At 36.7% G+C, this 22,019-nt stretch carries 23 protein-coding genes; 6 read left to right on the top strand and 17 right to left on the bottom strand.

What is annotated here, in order from left to right; translation table 11 throughout:
- Nucleotides 1–109: 109 nt before the first annotated feature.
- Complete coding sequence (gene lepB / locus NMG86_RS07665) at nucleotides 110–685, top strand: signal peptidase I (protein ID WP_043938785.1); 576 nt, start codon at nucleotides 110–112, stop codon at nucleotides 683–685.
- 233 nt (nucleotides 686–918) lie between these two features.
- Here lepB and NMG86_RS07660 read toward each other — a convergent pair whose 3' ends face one another.
- From NMG86_RS07660 to psb34, 3 genes are all read right to left on the bottom strand, one after another.
- Entirely contained in the window at nucleotides 919–5,427 is a 4,509-nt protein-coding gene (locus NMG86_RS07660; RefSeq protein WP_043938786.1) for a chemotaxis protein CheB, read from the bottom strand.
- Between the two features lie 228 nt (nucleotides 5,428–5,655).
- Nucleotides 5,656–6,237 carry a Uma2 family endonuclease gene (locus tag NMG86_RS07655; RefSeq protein WP_026797371.1) on the bottom strand — a complete coding sequence of 194 codons (582 nt, stop codon included), beginning with the start codon at nucleotides 6,235–6,237 and terminating at the stop codon, nucleotides 5,656–5,658.
- A 123-nt stretch (nucleotides 6,238–6,360) separates the two neighbouring features.
- Nucleotides 6,361–6,657 carry a photosystem II assembly protein Psb34 gene (gene psb34 / locus NMG86_RS07650; protein WP_026787488.1) on the bottom strand — a complete coding sequence of 99 codons (297 nt, stop codon included), beginning with the start codon at nucleotides 6,655–6,657 and terminating at the stop codon, nucleotides 6,361–6,363.
- Between the two features lie 267 nt (nucleotides 6,658–6,924).
- Here psb34 and NMG86_RS07645 point away from each other — a divergent pair, with 267 nt between their 5' ends.
- The 5 genes from NMG86_RS07645 to NMG86_RS07625 all read left to right on the top strand — a co-directional run bounded on the left by NMG86_RS07645 (nucleotide 6,925) and on the right by NMG86_RS07625 (nucleotide 10,987).
- Nucleotides 6,925–7,269, top strand: coding sequence for a hypothetical protein (locus tag NMG86_RS07645; protein WP_043938788.1), 345 nt, complete (start codon nucleotides 6,925–6,927; stop codon nucleotides 7,267–7,269).
- A gap of 123 nt (nucleotides 7,270–7,392) precedes the next feature.
- Entirely contained in the window at nucleotides 7,393–8,979 is a 1,587-nt protein-coding gene (locus NMG86_RS07640; RefSeq protein ID WP_026797370.1) for a bifunctional metallophosphatase/5'-nucleotidase, read from the top strand.
- A 298-nt stretch (nucleotides 8,980–9,277) separates the two neighbouring features.
- Nucleotides 9,278–10,114 (top strand): C-phycocyanin alpha-cysteine-84 phycocyanobilin lyase subunit CpcE, encoded by an 837-nt coding sequence (gene cpcE / locus NMG86_RS07635; protein WP_026787489.1) that lies wholly within the window; start codon nucleotides 9,278–9,280, stop codon nucleotides 10,112–10,114.
- 24 nt (nucleotides 10,115–10,138) lie between these two features.
- Nucleotides 10,139–10,771, top strand: coding sequence for a C-phycocyanin alpha-cysteine-84 phycocyanobilin lyase subunit CpcF (cpcF, locus tag NMG86_RS07630; RefSeq protein ID WP_026787490.1), 633 nt, complete (start codon nucleotides 10,139–10,141; stop codon nucleotides 10,769–10,771).
- A 78-nt stretch (nucleotides 10,772–10,849) separates the two neighbouring features.
- Nucleotides 10,850–10,987, top strand: a complete 138-nt coding sequence (locus NMG86_RS07625; protein WP_158295789.1) for a hypothetical protein — start codon at nucleotides 10,850–10,852, stop codon at nucleotides 10,985–10,987.
- On the opposite strand, the gene NMG86_RS07620 is transcribed toward NMG86_RS07625, so the two are convergent.
- The 14 genes from NMG86_RS07620 to deoC all read right to left on the bottom strand — a co-directional run bounded on the left by NMG86_RS07620 (nucleotide 10,984) and on the right by deoC (nucleotide 21,969).
- The gene (locus tag NMG86_RS07620; protein ID WP_227358198.1) at nucleotides 10,984–11,253 is read right to left on the bottom strand and encodes a type II toxin-antitoxin system RelE/ParE family toxin; all 270 of its coding nucleotides are present in this window, start codon (nucleotides 11,251–11,253) and stop codon (nucleotides 10,984–10,986) included. The genes NMG86_RS07625 and NMG86_RS07620 overlap by 4 nt on opposite strands.
- 3 nt (nucleotides 11,254–11,256) lie before the next feature.
- The gene (locus tag NMG86_RS07615) at nucleotides 11,257–13,683 is read right to left on the bottom strand and encodes a hypothetical protein (protein WP_499103628.1); all 2,427 of its coding nucleotides are present in this window, start codon (nucleotides 13,681–13,683) and stop codon (nucleotides 11,257–11,259) included.
- Nucleotides 13,680–14,075 (bottom strand): type II toxin-antitoxin system VapC family toxin, encoded by a 396-nt coding sequence (locus tag NMG86_RS07610; protein ID WP_043938793.1) that lies wholly within the window; start codon nucleotides 14,073–14,075, stop codon nucleotides 13,680–13,682. Before NMG86_RS07610 ends, NMG86_RS07615 begins: the two co-directional genes overlap by 4 nt.
- Nucleotides 14,062–14,340, bottom strand: coding sequence for a ribbon-helix-helix protein, CopG family (locus NMG86_RS07605; protein WP_199918692.1), 279 nt, complete (start codon nucleotides 14,338–14,340; stop codon nucleotides 14,062–14,064). The genes NMG86_RS07610 and NMG86_RS07605 overlap by 14 nt, the downstream gene beginning before the upstream one ends.
- Nucleotides 14,341–14,732: 392 nt before the next feature.
- Nucleotides 14,733–14,939, bottom strand: a complete 207-nt coding sequence (locus tag NMG86_RS07600) for a hypothetical protein (RefSeq protein WP_026787491.1) — start codon at nucleotides 14,937–14,939, stop codon at nucleotides 14,733–14,735.
- Nucleotides 14,940–15,198: 259 nt separating this feature from the next.
- On the bottom strand, nucleotides 15,199–15,588 hold the full coding sequence (locus NMG86_RS07595; protein WP_026797366.1) for a type II toxin-antitoxin system VapC family toxin: 390 nt from the start codon (nucleotides 15,586–15,588) through the stop codon (nucleotides 15,199–15,201).
- Between the two features lie 18 nt (nucleotides 15,589–15,606).
- On the bottom strand, nucleotides 15,607–15,840 hold the full coding sequence (locus NMG86_RS07590; protein ID WP_026797365.1) for a ribbon-helix-helix domain-containing protein: 234 nt from the start codon (nucleotides 15,838–15,840) through the stop codon (nucleotides 15,607–15,609).
- 43 nt (nucleotides 15,841–15,883) lie between these two features.
- A complete protein-coding gene (locus tag NMG86_RS07585; RefSeq protein ID WP_026797364.1) occupies nucleotides 15,884–16,138 on the bottom strand; it encodes an addiction module protein in 255 nt (84 codons plus the stop codon).
- A 39-nt stretch (nucleotides 16,139–16,177) separates the two neighbouring features.
- A complete protein-coding gene (locus NMG86_RS07580; protein WP_026797363.1) occupies nucleotides 16,178–16,468 on the bottom strand; it encodes a GIY-YIG nuclease family protein in 291 nt (96 codons plus the stop codon).
- Nucleotides 16,469–16,543: 75 nt separating this feature from the next.
- On the bottom strand, nucleotides 16,544–17,779 hold the full coding sequence (locus tag NMG86_RS07575; RefSeq protein ID WP_026797362.1) for an LL-diaminopimelate aminotransferase: 1,236 nt from the start codon (nucleotides 17,777–17,779) through the stop codon (nucleotides 16,544–16,546).
- 88 nt (nucleotides 17,780–17,867) lie between these two features.
- Entirely contained in the window at nucleotides 17,868–18,482 is a 615-nt protein-coding gene (locus NMG86_RS07570) for a hypothetical protein (protein ID WP_026797361.1), read from the bottom strand.
- A gap of 287 nt (nucleotides 18,483–18,769) precedes the next feature.
- Entirely contained in the window at nucleotides 18,770–20,242 is a 1,473-nt protein-coding gene (locus NMG86_RS07565; RefSeq protein WP_081694459.1) for an MFS transporter, read from the bottom strand.
- 94 nt (nucleotides 20,243–20,336) lie between these two features.
- On the bottom strand, nucleotides 20,337–21,275 hold the full coding sequence (gene recO, locus NMG86_RS07560) for a DNA repair protein RecO (RefSeq protein WP_026787499.1): 939 nt from the start codon (nucleotides 21,273–21,275) through the stop codon (nucleotides 20,337–20,339).
- A 13-nt stretch (nucleotides 21,276–21,288) separates the two neighbouring features.
- Nucleotides 21,289–21,969 (bottom strand): deoxyribose-phosphate aldolase, encoded by a 681-nt coding sequence (gene deoC / locus NMG86_RS07555; protein ID WP_026787500.1) that lies wholly within the window; start codon nucleotides 21,967–21,969, stop codon nucleotides 21,289–21,291.
- Nucleotides 21,970–22,019: the final 50 nt, after the last annotated feature.

Genomic DNA, 22,019 nt, shown 5'->3' with positions numbered 1-22,019 from the left:
TATCCCTGAAATTTAAGGGATTAATAATTGAGAATTAAGAATCGTAATTCCGCTATGATTCTTAATTCTTAATTTGTTTTTATAGATAAAAATACTAGACATTAAAACCATGGAAAAACCAGCTATTCAAAAGCCACAACCTACTATTCCTGAAAAAAGTCTCTGGAATCAAATCCGAGAGAATATTGTAATTTTAGCGATCGCCCTGGGATTATCATTATTAATTAGAACTTTTGTGGCTGAACCTCGATTTATTCCTTCAGATTCGATGTTTCCGACCTTAGAAATAAATGATCGCTTAGTCATAGAAAAAGTATCCTATTATTTAAACTCTCCCCAATTTGGCGATATTATTGTTTTTACTCCTCCTTCGCAATTACAAGAAATTGGCTATGGGGCTGATCAAGCCTTTATTAAACGAATTATTGGTAAACCGGGTCAAATCATTGAAGTTAAAAATGGTCGGGTTTATATTGATAATGAACCCCAATTTGAACGTTATATTGCTGAAGAACCCCATTATCAATTATCCCCGGTAAAAGTTCCTGATAATTCCTATTTTGTCATGGGAGATAATCGCAACGATAGTAATGATTCCCATGTTTGGGGTTTTCTTCCCAAGGAAAATATTATTGGTCGCGCCGTCTTTCGTTTTTGGCCAATTGAAAGATTTGGCGGAGTTTAGAATCAGCGTGCTTCGATTTTCTGGGATATTTTAGATTAACACAAATTAAAATCCGTGAAATCCGTGAAATCCTCTTAAATCAGTGATCCTAAATATTTAGAAATAGCATGATTAAAATCTTCAATCATGATCGGTTTACAACGATTTGGCAGAATTTAGAATCAGCTTTCTTCGATTTTCTGGGATATTTTAGATTAACACAAATTAAAATCCGTGAAATCCGTGAAATCCTCTTAAATCAGTGATCCTAAATATTTAGAAATAGCATGATTAAAATCTTCAATCATGATCGGTTTACTCAGATAATCATTCATTCCTACTTCTAAACATTTTTGACGATCGCGCTCCAAAACATTAGCCGTAACCGCAATAATCCAGGGTTGAGTTTGGGAAGATTCACGAATCATTTTGGTGGCGGTTAAACCATCCATTTCCGGCATTTGCATATCCATTAATATTATATCATAGGATTGTTTTTTTAACAATTCTAATACTTCTAATCCATTGTTAGCAATATCAGCATCATAGCCAAAAGTTTTCAGCAGTAATAATCCAAATTCTTGATTAATCTCATCATCATCGGCGATCAAAATTTTTAATTGCGATTGATCATAAATTTTTTTGATTTGAGGTAGAGGGGGATTTGTTAGTAAGTTAATTTCGCTCTCAGAAGCGAGTTTTAATTGTAGGGTAAAATAAAAGGTTGAACCTTGGGTTTGAGGTTCTTCAGGATCTAGGAAAAAATCTGGGGGAGGATTTCCGCCAATATTCCCCTGACTTTCCACCCAAATTGTTCCTGACATTAAATTCACTAAATTTTTACTAATTACTAATCCTAAACCCGTACCGCCATATTTACGATTAATAGAGGTATCTGCTTGGTTAAAGGGTTGAAATAGATGATTGATTTTATCGGAATCAATCCCAATTCCTTGATCTTGAATTGAGATAATTAACTCATATTTCTGCTCGGAAATAGGTTGACCGATGATCTGAATAGAAATACTGCTATTGTCAGTAAATTTAACCGCATTTCCTAATAAATTTAAGAAGATTTGTCTCAATCGATCACTGTCTCCTAAAAAACCATCAGGAATATCAGGATCAATCGAATAGGTGAAGTCAATTTTTTTATCTAAAATTTCTCTCTGGAGGAGATCAAAGATCGACTGGACGACAGTTCTTAAAACAAAAGGATGTTCTTCTAGTTCAAAATTCCCCGATTCAATTTTTGATAAGTTAAGAATATCATTAATAATAGTTAGGAGCAGATTCCCACTATCCCGAATCATATCAACTAATTTTTTTTGTTCCGGGGAAAGATCGGTCATTAATAAAAGTTGAATGATCCCAATCACGCCATTCATCGGGGTACGGATTTCGTGACTCATATTAGCTAGAAAATCACCTTTAGCTTTGGTTCCAGCTTCCGCGCCTTCCTTGGCTTTGGATAGGGCGATTTCGGCTTGTTTGCGATCGCTAATATCTAGCATTGTTCCATAAATATTTGTGATCTGATTCTCTTGATTATAACCGGGCTTCCCAATAGCATTAATATGCCGAATTTCCCCATCATGACAACGAATAATTTTTATATCTATATCATAAGCAATCCCTTGGGTTTTGAGTTGTTCTAAAGCCTCTAAAAATCTAGCCTTATCCTCAACATGAATGCAAGTAATTAACTGGGCTAAGGTGGGTTCTCCTAAATTAAAATCAAAACTAATAATCTTAAATAATTCCTTGGAACAGCGCATTTTTTGAGTTTGGAGATTCAATTCCCAATTTCCCAGATGGGAAATACTTTGAGCTTCTTCTAGGCGATCTTTTGCTCTTTTTCCCTCTTTTTGAGTCTCTTTTTCTTCTGTAATTTCTGTAATTACTCCCCCGACTCCAGACTGTCCATTTTCTAATAAAACTGGATAAAGACTACCGATCCAATATCGAGTTTGTAAAAACACCGGAGTTAGGGTTTTAAATTCTACATTTCTCAGAGTTTCACCCGTTTCTAAGAGTTGACGCATCAAAGGTTCATAAATATTTGCCCATTCAGGAAATAACTCCTGTCCGGTTTTGCCAATATGTTCTACTGCGGACAAATTATTAATCTTGGCGAAGTTTTCATTAACTTTAACAAATTTTAGATTTTGATCCAGTAAACATAATCCCACGGGGCTATTAATATAAATATTGTCTAACCAATTGTTACTGGTTTGGAGTTGATTTTGAAATTTTTTTAACTGATTAATATTGACAAAGGTAACAACAACTCCATCATTGTTATTATTTTCCCCTTTATAGGTGTGCACTCGCATCAAGAGTTGTTCTTGAGTCTTTTGGTTGATCACTTCTAATTCTAGGGGAATTTGAGATACCACAAAATTCGATAAAATTTCAACTAAGTTAGGACAGTCTAAATTATGGGTAAAATGGGTTAGGGGGCGGTTAATATCAGTGGGAAGAATATTAATAATATTACTGGTCGTCGGGGTAAATTTTCTAATATTCAGATCATTATCCAGAAAGATGACTCCGATATCGGTACTGCGAAGTAAATTATCAATATCGCTGGTTAGTTCGGTGAGTTGTTGAATTTTAATCTGATATTCTGAATTAACGGTATAAAGTTCTTCATTTACCGACTGCAATTCCTCATTGGTACTTTGCAATTCTTCATTAGAAGCCAGTAATTCCTCATTGGTAGCCTGTTGTTCTTCATTGGTTGTTTCTAATTCTTCAATAGTCGCTTGTAAATTTTCTCGGGTTTGTTGCAGTTCATATTCTAATTCAGTGATTTGTTTAACGGTTTCAATATCAACCTGAAACTCAATTTGATTGGATTTGTTTTCTAATGTTGTTTTTACCTCCAATAAAACCAACATAAATTCATTAATGATTGGGTATTTATTGGGAAATGCTATCTTTAAATTTAAGGTCTCATTCACCCCATTTCTAAACAAATTAATTCCCGTATATAAAATATTTTGTTGTTCCCGTTTAGCACGGTGAATAGCTGTTCTCAGGGGTAATTTTAAAGGAATGGGAACCAGTTCCGTGATATCTAATTTAGCCTTTCCCGTGGAAAAGGATAGCAAATCTGCACCATTATGAAAAATATGCAGCAATTGGAAGTCTTGATTGATTAATACACAGGTCAGACGTTGTTCTGCAAAACAAAGATTAAAAACTGAATCTAAAATCCGTTCATACTTAAAAATATTGCGATTAGAGGCGGGTGGTGTCGTGACTGGAGCTATTAGTGGTAGCTGGGATACGGGCGGCATTAAACTCAGTTGAACTTCTCGGTGTTTGCGGAAGATTTTCCATCTTTGATTGATATGAATAAATTCTGTTTCTATGTCTCCCAAGGTTTCGGCATTTCCTAAAAACAAAATCCCTTGGGAAGCTAAAGAAAAATGCAGTAAGCGTAATACTTGTTGCTGAAGTAGAGGCTGCATATAAATCAGCACATTCCGGCAACTAATCAAATTCATTTTAGAAAAACCCGCATTTATAGTTAAATCATGGGGGGCAATAATTAACATCTCGCGTAAATGCCGTTTGACTTGATAGGAGCCGGATTTACAGGTAAAGTATTTCTCTAAACGTTCAGGAGTAATATTATTTTTAATGCTTTCGTTATACGTTCCTTGAGAGGCTACTTCCAGGGCTTTACTATCGAGGTCAGTGGCAAACATTTTGACGCTGACCTGTTTATTAGTCGCCTGAATTGCTTCATCAATTAATATGGCTAAGGAATAGGCTTCTTCTCCGGTGGCACAGGCGGGAACCCAGACTCGGAGTTGTTCTTGAGGTTCTAAAGATTCGATTAACTCCGGTAAAACCTGCTGTTCCATTAATTCCCAGGCGGGAGGATCTCTAAAGAATTGGGTGACACTAATTAATAAATCTTGACGGAGTAATTTTCTTTCGGTTTCTGATTGGTTTAATAAGACAATATACTGAGTCAAATCCGGGGATTGGTTGATGCCACAACGATTCAGAATCCGACGACTTAGGGTACTAATTTTGTATTGACAAAAATTAATCTTTTCGTATTTGGATAAAATACTCAGGATTTGTTCAAATTGTTCGACGGGAATTAAATCTCCGGCTTTGACCTGAGAAATGGGATAGTTGAGGGAATAGCCGACTAAACTATAAACCGCCTGGGCTAAATCCTGCGGGGATAAAATCCCATCCAAGCAATCACAAGGTATGGCACTACTTGGCATACTGGTGAATTGGGCGGTTTCTGGGGATTGAACTAGGGTAATTCCGCCTTTTTGACTAATAGCTTGTAATCCTTCTGTGCCATCGTTTCCAGTTCCAGATAGCACGATTCCGATCACTTTTTCTCCCCATTGCGCGGCGAGGGATTTGAAGAAAATATTGATTGGATCATTTACCCGCTCGGCAAGATGTTGTTCTAATCGTAAGTAATCTTTTTCGACTGTTAAAGTGTGACGCGGGGGCAATACATAGATATGATTAGGATGTAATTGTGCCCCATCTTTTATTTGTTCAACTTCTAAGGAGGTGCGTCTTTGAATTAATTCTGGCATCAAACTAGGAAAATCGGGAGAAAGATGTTGCAAAATTACAAAAGCTGCACCGGGATTATTCGGTAAGTTGGTAAAAAATTCTTCTAAAGGTTGTAAACCTCCGGCTGATGCACCGATGGCTACCACAAAAAATTTTTCTGGCTGTTCAGGGCTATTATTCTGGGTGTTTTCTGTCATATTATTAAAAGGGATTGGTACAGGAATTAAAATTTTATTTTTTAGTCATATAACTTTCTATGAACACATCAACAAATGGTTTTCAGAAATTAAAACGTTAACTTAAATAAACACTTTTGTCAATACATTTGAGTTTTTTTAATTATTTTTTAATATTCATATTAATCGCTCCTTACTGATACAACACTCTTGTAGGGGCTTAAATCCCCATCAAAATTATACATAATTTCAGATAATATTTGTCAAATCTAATATAAATCCTGGTAAAATATTTTCTCCCGATAAAGATTGGGGAGATGGGATAATTTCTACTATTTGATTATGGCGATAAATTTCTACACGCTGATTGTGTCTATCTAGTAACCATCCTAATTTTGTCCCATTTTCTATATATTCTTGCATTTTAGCCTGTAGCTTTTCTAAGGAATCAGTTTTTGAGCGTAATTCAACAACAAAATCGGGAGATAGGGGAGCAAATTTTTCTTTTTCTGCTGTGGTTAAAACCTCCCATCTTTGGTTACTGACCCAAGCAGCATCGGGGGAGCGATTTGCACCATTAGGAAGCCTGAAACCCGTTGAAGAATCAAAGGCTAATCCTAAATTATTTTGACGACTCCAGCTTTGCAGTTGATAAGATAGATCAATATTTCGGTTGCCAGTTTCGCTACCTGTGGGGGGCATAATAGCTAAATCTCCCGATGCACTGCGCTCAAATCTCAAATCCCGGTTATTTTGACATAGCTGAAAAAACTGCTCATCTGTTAGTTCAATAGTTAACTCAAAGGGTGTGGGTATTGTAATAGTTTCCATGATTTTATCCTAATTGAGTTGGCTACGGTTCAATTATATCAAAATTATCAGATTACCTATTACCTATTCCAAAATTGACTATCGCCCATTTTTGATCGCTCATTGCTCACTACCTATTAATATTTAGCTAACAGAAAAGGTAATCATTAGCAAAATAACAACGAACAAAACCGCCCCCGCTCCTAAGAAAATATATCGTTTTTGTTGTCGGGTTGAGGGATATTCCGAGGGGTAGATATCAGGCTCGACCGCAAAGTTATTGAGCAAACCTTCATCATCTTTAGTGTAGCCCGTTTCAGCGGCAATATCAGGAGATTGGGGATCATTTGTGGGAATTTCAGCAGGAATGAGTTCGCTACCGTCGCTGCGATGCTCTGGGTTGGGGTTAAGGGTTTTCCCTGTTATTTTGGAGTTGGTCATGTTGCCCTCTTATTCAATTTATATTTACTATAGCAATCCCATTTGAGTTGTGTTCAAAATTCCTGATCAAAAGGGAACACCGGAACAGACCCCCAAACCCCCCGTGCACGAGGGGCTAGGGGGGGAGGGATCTGGGGTAATACTTCTGGCTGTTTCATATCAGTATTGAAATGTTACAACCTATTTAGGATTGCTATATTATAGTCTATTAATACTTTTGACTGCTTCATGCCAGTATAATAAATCAACTCCATTTTAGGATTTTAAATGAAAGCACAAGCCTATGATCGGATTAAAACATTAGTGGATATTCCCGCAGATTTTGGAAAATCCCTAATTCCCAAGGGAACAATTGGAACAGTAATCGAATGTTATGAACATCCTAAAGAGGGATATGCGGTTGACCTGACTATTCTTAGTGAAACCGGAGAATCGGGTTTTGAATATGAAAATGTAATTCTGTATCCTGAGCAGTTTTCTGTAGTCAATGCTACCACGGAAATGGGGAATTTTATTTCGGTTTTTGGCGATATTAGTTATGAAGTCCCGCAAGTGGTTCATGAGCAATCAAATTCACCAGAAACCCCAGTAGAGCAAACGACTCAGGAGTAACATAAAACTCAAATCACAACTTGTTAAATTTTATCTAAAACTGTCTCATAATTATGCTATATTTCCCTATGGAGTGTTTAAAATCATTTATTCCGTGGGGAAATACCAATTTCAATCAAACTTATGAAACGAATATTAAAATACAGTTTTATCTTATTTTTTGTCGGAATAATTTTAGCGATTGCACCCCCCAGTTTAGGATTATTCAATCCTGAATTTAACCTAAGAATTATCCATAGTAATGATCATCATGCCCACTTAGAACCCGTTACCGTTAACGACAAGGAACTAGGCGGCATTGTCCGACGTAAAACCCTGATTGATAGTTTAAAAACCAAAAATTCTCAAGAAACCCTCCTCCTAGATGCCGGGGATATTTTTCAAGGAACTTTATATTTTAATCAATATTTAGGTCAAGCGGATTTACCCTTTTATAATCAGATGAATTATCAGGCAGTTACCCTGGGAAACCATGAATTTGACAGGGGACAGACTGTTTTAGCTAATTTTATTAAAAAAGCCAAGTTTCCTATGCTTTCGGCTAATCTTGAAATCGCGCCTAATTCTCCCTTAGCGGGGTTAGTAAAACCTTGGGTAATTCTATCGGTTAAAGGTAAAAAAATCGGGGTATTTGGCTTAACCACAGAAGCTACAGCTAATATGTCAAGTCCAGGGGAAGGAGTACGTTTTACTGATGCTATTCAAGCAGCAAAAAAAGCGGTTTCTGAGTTAAAAAAACAAGGAGTGAATAAAATTATTGGGTTAACCCATATTGGCTTAGAATCGGATTTAGAACTGGCTAAAACCGTCAATGATATTGATATTATTATCGGCGGACATAGCCACACACCGTTAGGTTCGATGCCTAATGCTAAACAACCCTATCCTATTGTTGAAACCACACCAAAGGGTGAGAAAGTTTTAGTGGTGACATCTTGGGAATGGGGGAAATATTTAGGGGATTTAGAAGTTAAATTTAATCGCCGAGGAGAAGTAATTTCTTGGACAGGAACACCCCATGCTATTAATGATCAAATTCAACCGGATGCCAACTTTGCCAAACAGTTAGCAAAATTTTCCGCTTCCCTAGAAGTTTTACGTCAAACAATTATTGGAAAAACCTTAACTCCCTTAGAAGGAAGTCGAGATTTAGTTAGAACTCAAGAAACTAATTTAGGTAATTTAATTACCGATGCCATGTTAAATAAATTAAGACCCGATGGCGCTCAAATTGCCCTATTAAATTCTGGAGGAATTCGGTCTAGTATTCCCGCCGGAAATATTAGTGTTAGTCAAGTGATTGAAGTCATGCCTTTTGGGAATACAATTGCTCGTTTAGATTTAACCGGAGAACAACTCAAACAAGCCTTAGAACATGGTGTCAGTCAAGTGGAATTAGGAGAGGGAAGATTCCCCCAAGTGTCAGGATTAAGGTTTATTTATGACCCCAAAGCTCCGGCGGGTGATCGCGTTATTTCCGTTACTATTGTTGATCAATCGGGACAAGAAAAACCCATAGATTTAACTGCTACCTATCGAGTCGTTGCGAATAATTTTATGTCGATTGGGGGAGATGGTTATGAGGTGATGAAATCGGGTAAAAATCAAGTTGATACGGGATTTTTATTGGCGGATGTGGTGATTGATTATATTAAGAAGCAATCGGAAATTAATGTGGAATCGGGCGATCGCATTACAGCTAAGGAATGAAAAATCAATCAATGGATTAATGAGTGATTTGAGGTTGGGAAAGTATGGGTTTGTATATTTTCTGTGATCAAAAGGGAACGCCGGAACAGCCCCCCCAAACCCCCCGTGCACGGGGGCTAGGGGGGAGGGATCTGGGGTAATACTTCTGGCCGTTTCATATCAGTATTGAAATGTTACAACCTATTTAGGATTGCTATATACGCATCTGCGTAAGTCCTGTTGAACTTAAATCTGGACTTCCCTTTGATTGCTGATTTCTGTTATGATCAATAGGTTGAAAACATTACACCTTAACATAATGCAAGATTTAGGGCATGAATCAACGGAAAACAATAGCACTCAAGAGGAAGAATCTTTAACCATTGAACAAGCGATCGCTAATCTTAGCCATGAAGAATTAGGACATCGCTATTATGCAGCTTGGTGGTTAGGACGTTTTCGAGTGAATGAACAGGGGGCGGTAGATGCCTTGATTTTAGCTTTAAATGATGAATCCGATCGCACTGAAGAAGGCGGTTATCCCCTACGCAGAAATGCGGCTAGAGCTTTAGGAAAACTAGGAGATAAACGGGCAGTTTCGGCATTAATTGAATGTTTAGACTGTGCTGATGTTTATGTTCGAGAGGCGGCGGCTCAATCTTTAGAACAATTAGGGGATGAGCGTTGTGTTCCCGTCTTAATAAAATTATTAGAAGGGGGATTAGAAGTCGCTCAATTTGTCCCTGGAAAACCCTATTTAGTTCAACCCTATGATGCCATTTTAGAAGCATTAGGCAGTTTAAAAGCCACCGTTGCGATACCGTTTGTTCAACCGTTTGTAGAACATTTCGTGCCTAAAGTTCGGTATGCGGCATTCAGAGCAATGTATCAATTAACGGGCGAAAATAGCTACGGACAACGGTTAATAGAGGCGTTAAAAGGCAATGATTTAACCTTACGCCGCACCGCCTTAATGGACTTAGGGGCAATTGGATATTTACCTGGGGCAAAAGCGATCGCCGAAACCTTTGCAGAAAATAGTTTAAAATTAATTGCTTTAAAAGGAGTTTTAGAATATCAATTAACCGATACTTCTGATTTTAATTTGTCTGAATCAGCAATTGAAGTCATGGAATTAATGGATTATTTATTATAAAAAATATTAGCTAATAGTAAAAATATGACTGTACAAATATTAATTCAATCTGTTGAAAAAGCTGATTCTGCTGCCTCTTTATTTAAAGCTGTTTCTGCCTTAGCTCAAGCTAATTCTGTTGAAGCAATTCCGACATTAATTACCGTTTTAGGCTATAATAATCCTGGGGCTGCGGTGGCTGCGGTGGATGGATTAACTCAGTTGGGTGAACCTGCGGTTATTCCCTTATTAGAACAATTGGATGGTTATAATTATGGGGCAAGGGCTTGGGCTATTCGTGCCTTATCAGGTATTGGTGATCCTCGTGGTTTAGAGGTTTTATTAGAATCCGCCGGGAGTGATTTTGCTTTAAGTGTTCGTCGGGCAGCTACCAGAGGATTAGGGAATATTCACTGGGACAAATTACCTTTTGAACAACTTGCTGATGCTCAATTTGAAACTTTTAAAATATTACAAAAAACCGTAGAAGATCCCGAATGGATTGTTAGATATGCGGGTGTTTTTGGGTTAGAGGGTTTAGCAATAGCTATTCAAAAAACTCAACCAGAATGGTTGAATAAAATTCAAGAACAGTTACAACAATTAGCAAATATTGATGAAGTTCTGGCAGTTAGAGCTAGGGCAAAATGGGCAATTCAAAAAATTAAGAATTATTAATTACGAATTACGAATTACGAATTAGGAGTCAATGAATTAGCCCGATCGCTATCGAGCCTTGCATTAACTCTCATATTTTTGCTTGTCATAACTCTGTATGACAATACTATAGCTCAAAAAATTCAAAGACTCTTACACGATAGTCCGAATTATATTCAGAGTATTGAGATCGCTATTACCGTGAGTCGTGAGTTTTCGGCGATCGCTTTCAATTAATAGACTTGATCGTGATTACCAATATCAACAAAAACGGCTTTTTCTTCGTCTGTAAAGTAAAATATCACTCTTTGATTATACTCAATACTAAAACTCCACAGTTCTTTAAGTTTACCTGATAATTTATGGGTTTTGAGAGATGGATCAAACGGATTTTCCTTGAATTTTTCTAGCTTTATCCGAAATTTTTTTTCTAACTCATGGTTGCCTTGAAAACGTTTTTTGAAGGCTCGCTTAAAAGAATCATCAAAACTAATTTCTATCATTTATTATTCTTTTAAAAATTCGTATTCGTATATTTTCGGTTTGATTTTGTCGGCTAAAAAGTTGAGTTGGTTTCTGAGTTCGCCTATTAACTGCATATAGTGTGCGTCATTGCTTTTTGAGTTCATTCTACCTTTTTCATTTCTGCCTTGAAAATATTCTCTAATGTCATACAGACTTGCATTGACGTTTACATTTGGCTGTTTATGATAATAGCTCCAAAATTCTCTTCCTGCATCAAAAACTGCCTTTGCTTCTGCTGAAAATTCCCTTTTTTGATTTGGAGAACTTGCCGAACCAAATAAAACCGTTTCTTCTTCTACTTTCATTTTTCCATTGATAAAATCAGTCATAAAATGACTTTCAAACTTATTTTGTGCATTTACTTCTTGCTCAGTAAAGGGAATCCAATGGTTTGTGCCAAATTTGCTTTGAATATTATTGTTAAAAAGTGTATAAATAAAACAATCGTTTTGAAATTCTGTGTCATTTTGCCAACCATCATTTGGAAATAAAAATTGATCTCGGTCGTTTAGCCAAGTTGCGTCGATTGCTTTACGAACTGAATAACAAACGCAACACTTAATTAAGTTTTCCGAAAAAACAAACATTCCACGAGGAACAGCCATTTGTTCTTTACTATTTACAATTTGTATAATACTGTTATGTTGAAATGAATTTCTTGTAGTCCCTTCCAACCAACCAATGGTAAATCCTGTTTTTAATTTAATTGAATTTACAAACTTACTGTAATATTCAAAATCTTCGTATGAATATAAAATTTTTGTACCTATAAAACTTTCTTTTTTATCATAAATATCAGCTTCAATTTCTTTAAAAATATCTTTTTTATTGGTATTCCAAATTTTAAATCCGATAGGAAATTTCCCTTTTACATTATCAAAAGTATCAGCAGGAACTAAAAAAACTTTTTCAATCTTTGCTCTAAAATGCTGACGAAAATCTAAAAAGTGAGAAGATTGCAGAATTTTTAAGGTTGAAAATTCTGCAATCTTACTACCAGAGATTTCAAAATAAATTCTTGCTAAAAATTGTGCAAATAGTTCTCGATTTCCTCCAGATAACTTATCGTGATATTTATCGTGGATTTTATTTTCATTTACTCCTTTCTTATACTCTCCTGTTCCAGTTTTTTGCTTACTACTTCCCCCTTCTGCATACGGAGGATTAATATAAACAATCAATTTTTTACGTTTTTCTTCATCGTTAATAATGTCTTGCAAACTTTGAGGGAGTTTAGTAAAGTCATCATTCAAAAAGTCAAATTGAAAAACGTGATTTTTTAATAAATTTGCTCCGTGTTCTATACGCTCGTGCATTACGTTTACATCAGCTTGGTCTAATGTACTTGCGTAAATGTTGTATTTGTTGGTCAGTCCTGCCAAAAGATTTCCTGTTCCTGCTGCACAATCCCAAATAGTATAGTCGTCTTGCCAGTTTTCGCCTAAATAATCAGTAAGATATTTTTGTGAAAGTTCTACCCAAATTCGTGGCGTAAAAAAAGCACCTTTTCGTTCTCTAATGTCTTGTGGCGTAAGTAAATCTCTACGTTCGATGATATAATCTTGAAACTCTTTTAGGGGTGGTCGTTTGTAGAGTTTCCAAAATTGGGAATAAATATCTTTATTTTTAATGTTTATGGTAGCATCAAACATTTGTTTGAGGTTTTCTTTGGCTATTTTATAGCCTTGATTCTGAAAAACGACAAACAAATTATCTCTTATGCTGCTGTCATCTTCTATGTTTTGGGTGTCTTTATCGTCCACAAAAAGGTCTGCAAGATAAAAATCGCTGTCTAAAATATTGGCTTTTTTGAGTTCTTCCCAATTTACATTAATGATAGGTTTTACCGTTTCAATCCATCTTAAATAAATAGGAATAAAATTATTTTTATCAATCTTTATTTTACTTATTGTTGTGGCATTGGCTATGTTGTCTTTGATAAATGTTCGTAGTTCTTTATCGTCTTTTTCAAAATCAAAAACATAAGTATTTTCTTTGAGCGTACTTTCAATACGTTCTTTGATGAGTCGAAACTCTTTTGTTTCGTGGTTGCTTGGCGTTACGTTCCAGTTAAAATCATTGAGATAAAAAATATCTTGAACGTTACTGTACTCAACAAAAGCAATTTTTTTGAAGTCAAAAGCACCCAAAAAAGCAGGAGGCAATGTTTTGTCAAACGTTCGTGCTTTACCGATAGTTAGAATGAGTTGCACAAACATAGTCGGAACGTCAAAATTTCCTGTTTTAGCTTCTGCCCATAAAAGTGGTGTCCGTCCAAATAAACTGTCATTTTTTGGAAAAACAGTAAAGTCAATATTTCCTAAAATTTCGGTTGTGTCAAATTGCTTAAACCAGTCTGCACCAACTTTATTTTTTAGTTCTTCTTCTCTTATGTTTTTATACTTCATTCTTCTTTTTGTCTTTTTACGCTGTGGTTTATTTTAATTGCTGGCACAGATAGAATCCGCCCATGCCCCAAATGTTCCGCAAGAATAATCAATGAAGCGTCCGCTAAATCCATTGGCAGAGAACTATATTGATTCATCAATTCACTGATTCTTTTCCCATCTTGAACCTTGAGATCAAAAACCTCAAAAACACCAATTTCTAAGCTATGAATAAACGTCTGTTGAGCATTTGTGCCTGTACGTTTCAAGAGAATATGACAAGCTTCCGTAATCACACACCATGTTGTAACCAGAGGCTCATCAATCGTATCTAAAACTTCTTGAGCGAGAACATGATAATCATCACGGCGATTGATTAATGCTATCCAAAAGCCAGAATCAACGATGACCATATTTTTCGTTAAGACTTTCAGTCAGATATTGCTTGTAATTAACCGACAAATCAGAGTCCCCTTCAGCACAACCAATCAACCCTGATTCCCTAAGAAGTTGCAAAGGCTTTACAGAGGATTCTTGATATAATTTTTCATAGTAAAGATCGATCGCCGCTTTCATGATGTCAGACACACCTTGATTGGTACGCTGGCGAATGTAATTAAACTTATTAGCGCGATCGCTATCGAGCCTTGCATTAACTCTCATATTTTTGCTTGTCATAACTCTGTATGACAATACTATAGCTCAAAAAATTCAAAGACTCTTACACGATAGTCCGAATTATATTCAGAGTATTCAGATCGCTATTACCGTGAGTCGTGAGTTTTAGGCGATCGCTTTCAATTAATAGACTTGATCGTGATTACCAATATCAACAAAAACGGCTTTTTCTTCGTCTGTAAAATAAAATATCACTCTTTGATTATACTCAATACTAAAACTCCACAGTTCTTTAAGTTTACCTGATAATTTATGAGTTTTGAGAGATGGATCAAACGGATTTTCTTTGAATTTTTCTAGCTTTATCCGAAATTTTCTTTCTAACTAATGGTTGCCTTGAAAACGTTTTTTGAAGGCTCGCTTAAAAGAATCATCAAAACTAATTTCTATCATTATTCTTCTAAAAACTGCATTAGTTGATCAATATCTGAGGAAAATTTTAGTTTTCCTTCTTTCTCGTTCTGTTTGGCTAATAAATAGTTTTGATAAATTTCGTCACGTTGCTCTTCTCTTAAAAACTGTTCCAAAAGAGATTGTATCTCTTTTTTTTCGCCCAATGATAGGGTTTTAATAGCTTCTACGACTTCACTAAAGGTCATATTTATCTCCTTAAAAATTTTATATTTTTGTTTCTATAGATAGTTTATCAGCGATCGCCTCTAACTCAAAACCGATACACTGATCGCTGTCTCATTTTAGCTTTGCGATCGCATCCACAGTTACAGCTTAAAGTGCAATCTGGCTTCTGGTTAGTGCTACCAGAGAAAAGCAATTCTGGGTTTCCTGTTGTCAACCCAGCCTACGAAGCGGCGATCATACTACCACTCATTAAAATCAACCTGATTACAATTGAATAAATTATTGTTTTTTGTAAGGAACAATCACAGTATCTAGCATTGGAAAATGTTTTTGATTCAAAGTTACTAAGTGAGCTTGTTTAACTTCAGCAGTAGCAGCAATTAACGCATCAGCCAGTCCTACACCATGACTTTTTCCATAATCTCGGCGATATAATCCCCCTTTAATAGCAATTTCTTCATTAATAGGCACAATTTCAAAGGCAAGAAAAAAGGTATCTAACACCTCTCTTTCTTTCCCTTCCCGAACGCCTGAATAAAGTTCAGCAACAGTAATACTTGAAATTAGAACAGATTCTTCTATTAAATTTTCTAAGTAAGCGACAGCTTGCGATCGCCCTCGTAAAAAATCAATTAAAACATCGGTATCAATTAATAATTTTATAGGCATATTTAATAATAAAATTTGTTAAAATCTCTGCCATTCTTGACGTAATTGTTGTACATCAGGGATATCTTCTCGATCAGCCCATATTCCTTTAGCTTGTTGTATTAATAAATATCGGTTTTGCCGTTGATAGTCTTTAATTAATCGTTCAACTGCTTCGCTAATTAATTGACTTTCAGTTTTGCCCGTTTCTCGTGAAATTTCAGCCAGAGCATTTTGCAGGGGTTCATCTAAACTAATTTTAGTTTCAGGCATAAATTTTAGAAATCGTAAATGATATTTTAATTATAGATTAACTTTAGGGATAAGAAGTTGTACTAGCCAGATAATTTACACTCCTCAAAATCTGACTTAATGCTTCTTCCCCTGGTATGGGTTGCACTATACCAGTCCATATTTCATCTCGACGCTGTTTGGCTTCTGCTATCCATAGTGTTTGTATCGTTTCATCAACATCAAACTCCAAACTTTCGATTAATTTCTCGACGAGAAGCACCCTCGACGCACTGGGTAAAGATAATGCTTCTGTAATTAATTCTTCAACGGTTCGCATAACTCAACCACAATTAGAACTAATCGGATTTTAGCACAACTATTTTAAGTCTTTTTTTGAATTGTTGATAAAATATCTTTCAGCTTCACTCAAATCTTCTAAAGTCCAAGGTTGCCAAGCTATTCTGACTAGAGAATCTTTATTGATTTCTTGTAATTGATATACTCGGCGATGATTTTTCCATCTGGTGGCTAAATTAGTGGCTTGTCCTACATAAAGCACTCTATTCTGTGAATCTATCGCAAAATAAATAGCGGGACAATTTGGTAAATTTTTTCTATCTAATAAATCAACATAAGGGAGTTTAAAATGATCAATAAATTCCGTCATTTGACCGTCAAATTAATGTATACAAACTAATTCATAATTTTATCCTAATCAGGTGGGCATTGCCCACCCAACAATTTAAACCTTAAACTTATCGGTAATTCGACGCATGGCTTCCTCTACGTTTTCCCGACTATTAAAAGCAGAAATACGGAAATATCCTTCACCTGCCGCACCGAAACCAGAACCCGGAGTTCCCACAACATTACAGGTTTGTAACAGCTTATCAAAGAAATCCCAACTCGATAAACCTTGGGGAGTTTTTACCCAAACATAGGGGGCATTTTCTCCTCCATAAACGCTTAATCCAGCCGAGGTTAATTGCTCCCGAATAATTTGGGCGTTTTCCATATAAAATTGAATTAACGCCTTAACTTGAGCCTTTCCTGCTTCAGAATAAACTGCCTCCGCCGCCCGTTGAATAATATAAGAAACGCCGTTAAATTTAGTGGCTTGACGACGATTCCATAACTTCCATAATTCCACATCGGAACCATCTTTGGCTTTAGCTGTTAAGGTTTTTGGAACAACAGTAAAGGCGCAACGAGTTCCGGTAAATCCGGCGGTTTTGGAGAAGGAACGAAACTCAATGGCGCAATCTTTTGCTCCTTCAATTTCATAGATAGAACGGGGGAGGTTGGGGTCAGAAATAAACGCTTCATAGGCGGCATCATATAGTATAATAGAACCGTTAGCTTGAGCGTATTCGACCCAGGCGGTTAAGTGTTCTTTAGTTGCCGTTGCCCCCGTGGGATTATTAGGAAAACAGAGATAAATTAAATCAACTTTTTGGGTAGGAATAGCAGCAGTAAAATTATTTTCCGCCGTAATTGGAATATAAACTAATCCCCCATATTCTCCTTTTTCGTTGGCATCTCCGGTGTGTCCCGCCATCACATTTGTATCGACATAAACGGGATAAACCGGGTCAGTTACAGCGATAATATTATCGTCTCCAAAAATATCTAAAATATTGCCTGTGTCACATTTTGAACCGTCAGAAATGAAGATTTCATCGGCGTCAATATCGCAACCTTTGGCCTGGAAATCGTGGGCGGCGATGGTTTCGCGTAACCAAGCATAACCCTGTTCGGGGCCATAACCTTTGAAGGTGTCGCGGTTGCCCATGTCTTCGACGGCCTGAAGCATGGCTTGGCGACAGGCTTGGGGTAAGGGTTCGGTGACGTCGCCAATGCCTAAACGGATGATTTTGGCGTCGGGGTTGGCTTCTGCAAACGCATTCACCCGGCGGGCAATTTCGGGAAACAGATATCCGGCTTTGAGTTTGAGGTAGTTATCGTTAAGGGTTGCCATAGTTGATTACAAATGCAAATTTAGGGCGTAATTTCAGTGTTGAAAAGTCACTTAATTTTCTATGATACAAGGGTTTGGTATCTGCTTTTTAAACTTTTGTCCAGAGGGCAAGACCACCGCCTCTACCTCTAGCTGCAATTAGATCAGGAGTAATCACAAAAAAGGCAAAAAAGGCTTGTTTTTTAATGGAATCTTGATAAAATTGTTGGGCATTACTTGAGGTTCCGTGCATTTTACCGTCATAGATATTTAAGCCAAATAGTTTAGAGGTAAGATTGGTAAAATCGAAGGCGAGAATATTCTTTTTTTCTAAGAATTTAGCGGGGCCAGTTAGCGTTAAATTAAACTGATTTAACTGAACGCAATTTTGAATAATTCCGGCGTCTATTTCTGTGGGTACTTCTATTGTTAAGAGGGGATGGGGATATCGGGAATAGATAATTTGTAGATTCAAAAAACTAGGAATATAAAGTCCGTTTCCCTTAACAATTCCGGCTTGTTTACGGATTTTCTGGGTTCCACTTACCCAACAAAGTCGCCAATTTCCGACCAAGGATTCAAAGCTATGCTTTTCTTTGGTTTTTTTGGCTTGATTTTCACATCTAATTAAGGTTTCAGCGATCATAGAAGAATTTGGCTTTTCTCCTTTACCTGTTAACACAAATTGAGCTACTTTTTCTAACAACAGAAGATCATCATTCATAGGATTTAGTTTTCTAAGTATTAGCGAGTGTTGGTTATGAGTATTAGCGAGTGAGGATACTCGCACTGCGTTAGAATCAAATATTAATTAATAGCAGTGCGAACGTCCTCGTTCGCTAGATTATAAAATTGTTAACTAGATTATAAAATTGTTAACTAGATTATAAAATTGTTAACTAGATTATAAAATTGTTAACTAGATTATAAAATTGTTAACTAGATTATAAAATTGTTAACTAGATTATAAAATTGTTAACTAGATTATAAAATTATTGGCTAAATTATAACTTAAGTTTTTTCTCCTTCTATAATATGGGGTGCATTTCGAGAGATTAACCAAGTTATGAAACCTCCGGCGATCGCTAATCCTGCTAAACTTAAAAATACATTAGATAACCCGATTAAAGTTTCGGCAAATCCCGCCAAAGCTAAGGGTAAACTCAAAGCAATATTAATGGCATTATTCTGAAGACCAAAGACTTTTCCTCGCATTGCTTCGGGGGTTTCGGCTTGAATTGTGGTTTGCATCGGAATTGCTACAATTGCTCCAAAAATTCCTAATAATAAAATTAGGATCAAAGTCGGCCATAATCGTTCATTAAATAGGGATAATCCCCCTAATGATCCGGCGACTCCAAAAGAACCAATTAACGCCAATTGGAAATGAGTAAATCTATGACCTAGATTACCCAGAACTGTTGCACCAATGCCCATTCCAGCCCCTCCTGCGGCTAATAGAAAGCCAAATTGGGAGGAACTAATCTCAGGAATGATTTCGGCTAAACGCACGGCTAAAACCGCTAAGGCGGCAAAAATAGAAAACAGAATAATTAATTGTAATAAAGCATTTCTAATTAAAGTATGATTGCTTAAATAACGAATCCCATCGCGTAAATCTTCTAAAATATGGGGTTGTTCATGGTCGGCATTATTATTTTTTTCTTGGGTATTTAAAAGCATCAAAATTAACCCAGCAATTACATATTCTCCCCCGACAATTAATTCTTTTCCTATAGATTGTAAACCGATTTGATTAGAAATTAAATCCGCTAGGGCTAATAAAGGTTCTCCCACCGCAAACCCCACAATAACCGACGCCATCATGGTTGTTGTATAAAGAGAATTAGCGGATAATAAATGACGTTTTTCCACAACTAAAGGAATCGCCGATTGTTCAGCAGGGGCAAAAAATTGAGTTAAGGTAGATACTAAAAAAGTGGTAATTAATAAAATATAAAACCCAACGGGTAATTGACCGAATTGTTGATCTTGAAATAGCCATAAAATTAGGGGTAAAGCCATAACTAAACCCCCGCGTAATAGATTGGTAATCACTAAAACCGCTTTTTTTGACCATCGATCTACAAATACTCCCGCACCCGCCCCAAACAAAATTGCAGGAATGGTAAACGCCATCATAATTGCTGATACCCAACCACTAATGGTTTGATCAGCTTGTTGAAATCGAGTCGAAATAATTGCAATCATTAATACTAAATAAACTTTATCTGCTAGTTGAGAAAAAAGTTGTCCACTCCAAAGGGCGAGGAAATTTTTGTTTCTCAGGACGGGTAAAAATCCCCGTTCTCCTTCCTCGGTAGGTTCGGGAACAGGACTATTGTGATCGGAATGATTGTTTTCATTGTCCAATTTTGCGGAACTAGACGGGGTAATTTCTATCAAGGAGTCAGTCTCCCAATCTTTCATAATGGCCAAGGGGTGATGGGATTTAAAGTTTTTTTCTAAATCTGGCGATCGCATATATCGTTATTCTAAAAGCAGTCAGACTTGAGCGAAAATTGACACTCTCTACCTAACATTTTAGTGATTAATTGGATCAGTAGCATGACTAATATTAGAATGGGGGATCAATAATAAATTGGTGGGTAAAGGTATCAATCAGCGACCCGGAACGGATCGAACACCCTAAATGATATTCTGTATATTGTCGTAACGTCCGTTCTACGGTCATCCAGTCCCCAGCCAAAATCATTTCACGCGACATCACCGGGTCAAGGAGTTCGGGTTGGGCCAAATGTTGCAGAATGGCTAACTGTCCGGCGGTGAGTTTCGTATTAATTTTAAGTTGAGGTTGAGGAACACTTTCTATGGTGTAAAGATTCCCAGAATCTTGAACTGTAGGGGTTTTTGAGGTGACTGGAATCGGTTTTTGGGGTTTAGGACGGGATGGAGTTGGTGATGGCGTCCACTCCGATAAATTAATAATTCCCCCAGTCTCAATACTAAACCCAACTCGCCAATTTTCATCGGTAAAATTAGGAATAAGTAGCCGTTGACTTAAACAACATAATTGAACTTGAGGTGCTGTTCCCCCCAGGGCGAGAAGATGGAAAATTCCTTGGGTTAAACAGGCAATAATTTGAGTGGAATTAGCAATTAAATGGGAATTAGAAAGGCTTTGTAAACGGTTTAAATGTTCATTAAGTAGGATAAATAAATCCTCTTGGGGATGGTCGCTGAGGGCTTGACTTAGGACTAATTCTGCTAAATATTGACTAGCAGCTAATTTACCTAAATTTTTACTTAAGCCTGCATAGGTGGTGACGGTTTCGGCTTGGGTTATTCTATCAAGCGATCGCCCTTTTGCAATTAATAATTGATTCACAACAAATAATTCACTCCGTCCTCCTAACGGAGATTTTGCTTTTCTGGCTCCGGGTGCAATGGCTTTAATTAATCCAAATTCCTGGGTTAAAATGGTTAATAGTCGATCGGATTCTCCAAAGGGTTGAGCTTTTAAATTAATCCCCGTAGCACTATAGGTTTTACTCATTAAATTTTGGCTATTAACTATCTTTTTGGGTTTCAGTTTTCAAAATCTCAACGGCGCGAGAAGTTCCTAAACGAGTGGCTCCCGCGACAATTAAATCAACAGCTTGTTGGTATGTACTAATGCCGCCGGAGGCTTTAATTCCGATGCGTCCTTTGGTAACAGATTTAATTAGTTCAATATCTGCAACCGTCGCCCCACCATACCATCCCGTACTGGTTTTAATATAAGCAATTCCCGTATCCATTAATACCTCAACCGCTAGACATTTTTCCTCCTCTGTTAGTACACTGGTTTCAATAATTGCCTTTACTGTTTGTCCGGTTTCTTCACAAATTTCGGCAATTTCTCGATGCAATTCTTCGGTTTTTCCAGTTTTCAGCCAACTTAAATTAATCACCACATCCAATTCCGTCGCGCCATTTTCAACGGCTTCCTGAGCTTCATAGAGTTTAACCTTGGAAGTTGTGGCTCCGGTAGGAAATCCGATCACTGTAGATAATTTTGTGGATTTTCCTTGTAGCAATTCTTTAGCTAGTATAACATAACTGGGAAACACACAAACACTAGCAAATTTATATCTTTCTGCTTCATAACAATACTGTTGAATTTGTTCCGGGGTTGCGGTTTGATTCAGTAAGGTATGGTCAATATAGGGAGTAATATCTAATCCATTAGGATTAATAGATTTAGCCATAAAATTGATTGTAATTCAGTGATACATTAATTCTATTATATAGCTATTTT

Origin of the sequence: Planktothrix rubescens CCAP 1459/22, from assembly GCA_904830895.1 — a bacterium.
Taxonomy (GTDB): domain Bacteria; phylum Cyanobacteriota; class Cyanobacteriia; order Cyanobacteriales; family Microcoleaceae; genus Planktothrix; species Planktothrix agardhii.
Note: the sequence above shows the minus strand (reverse complement) of the source record. Positions and strands in the feature narration are given on the sequence as shown.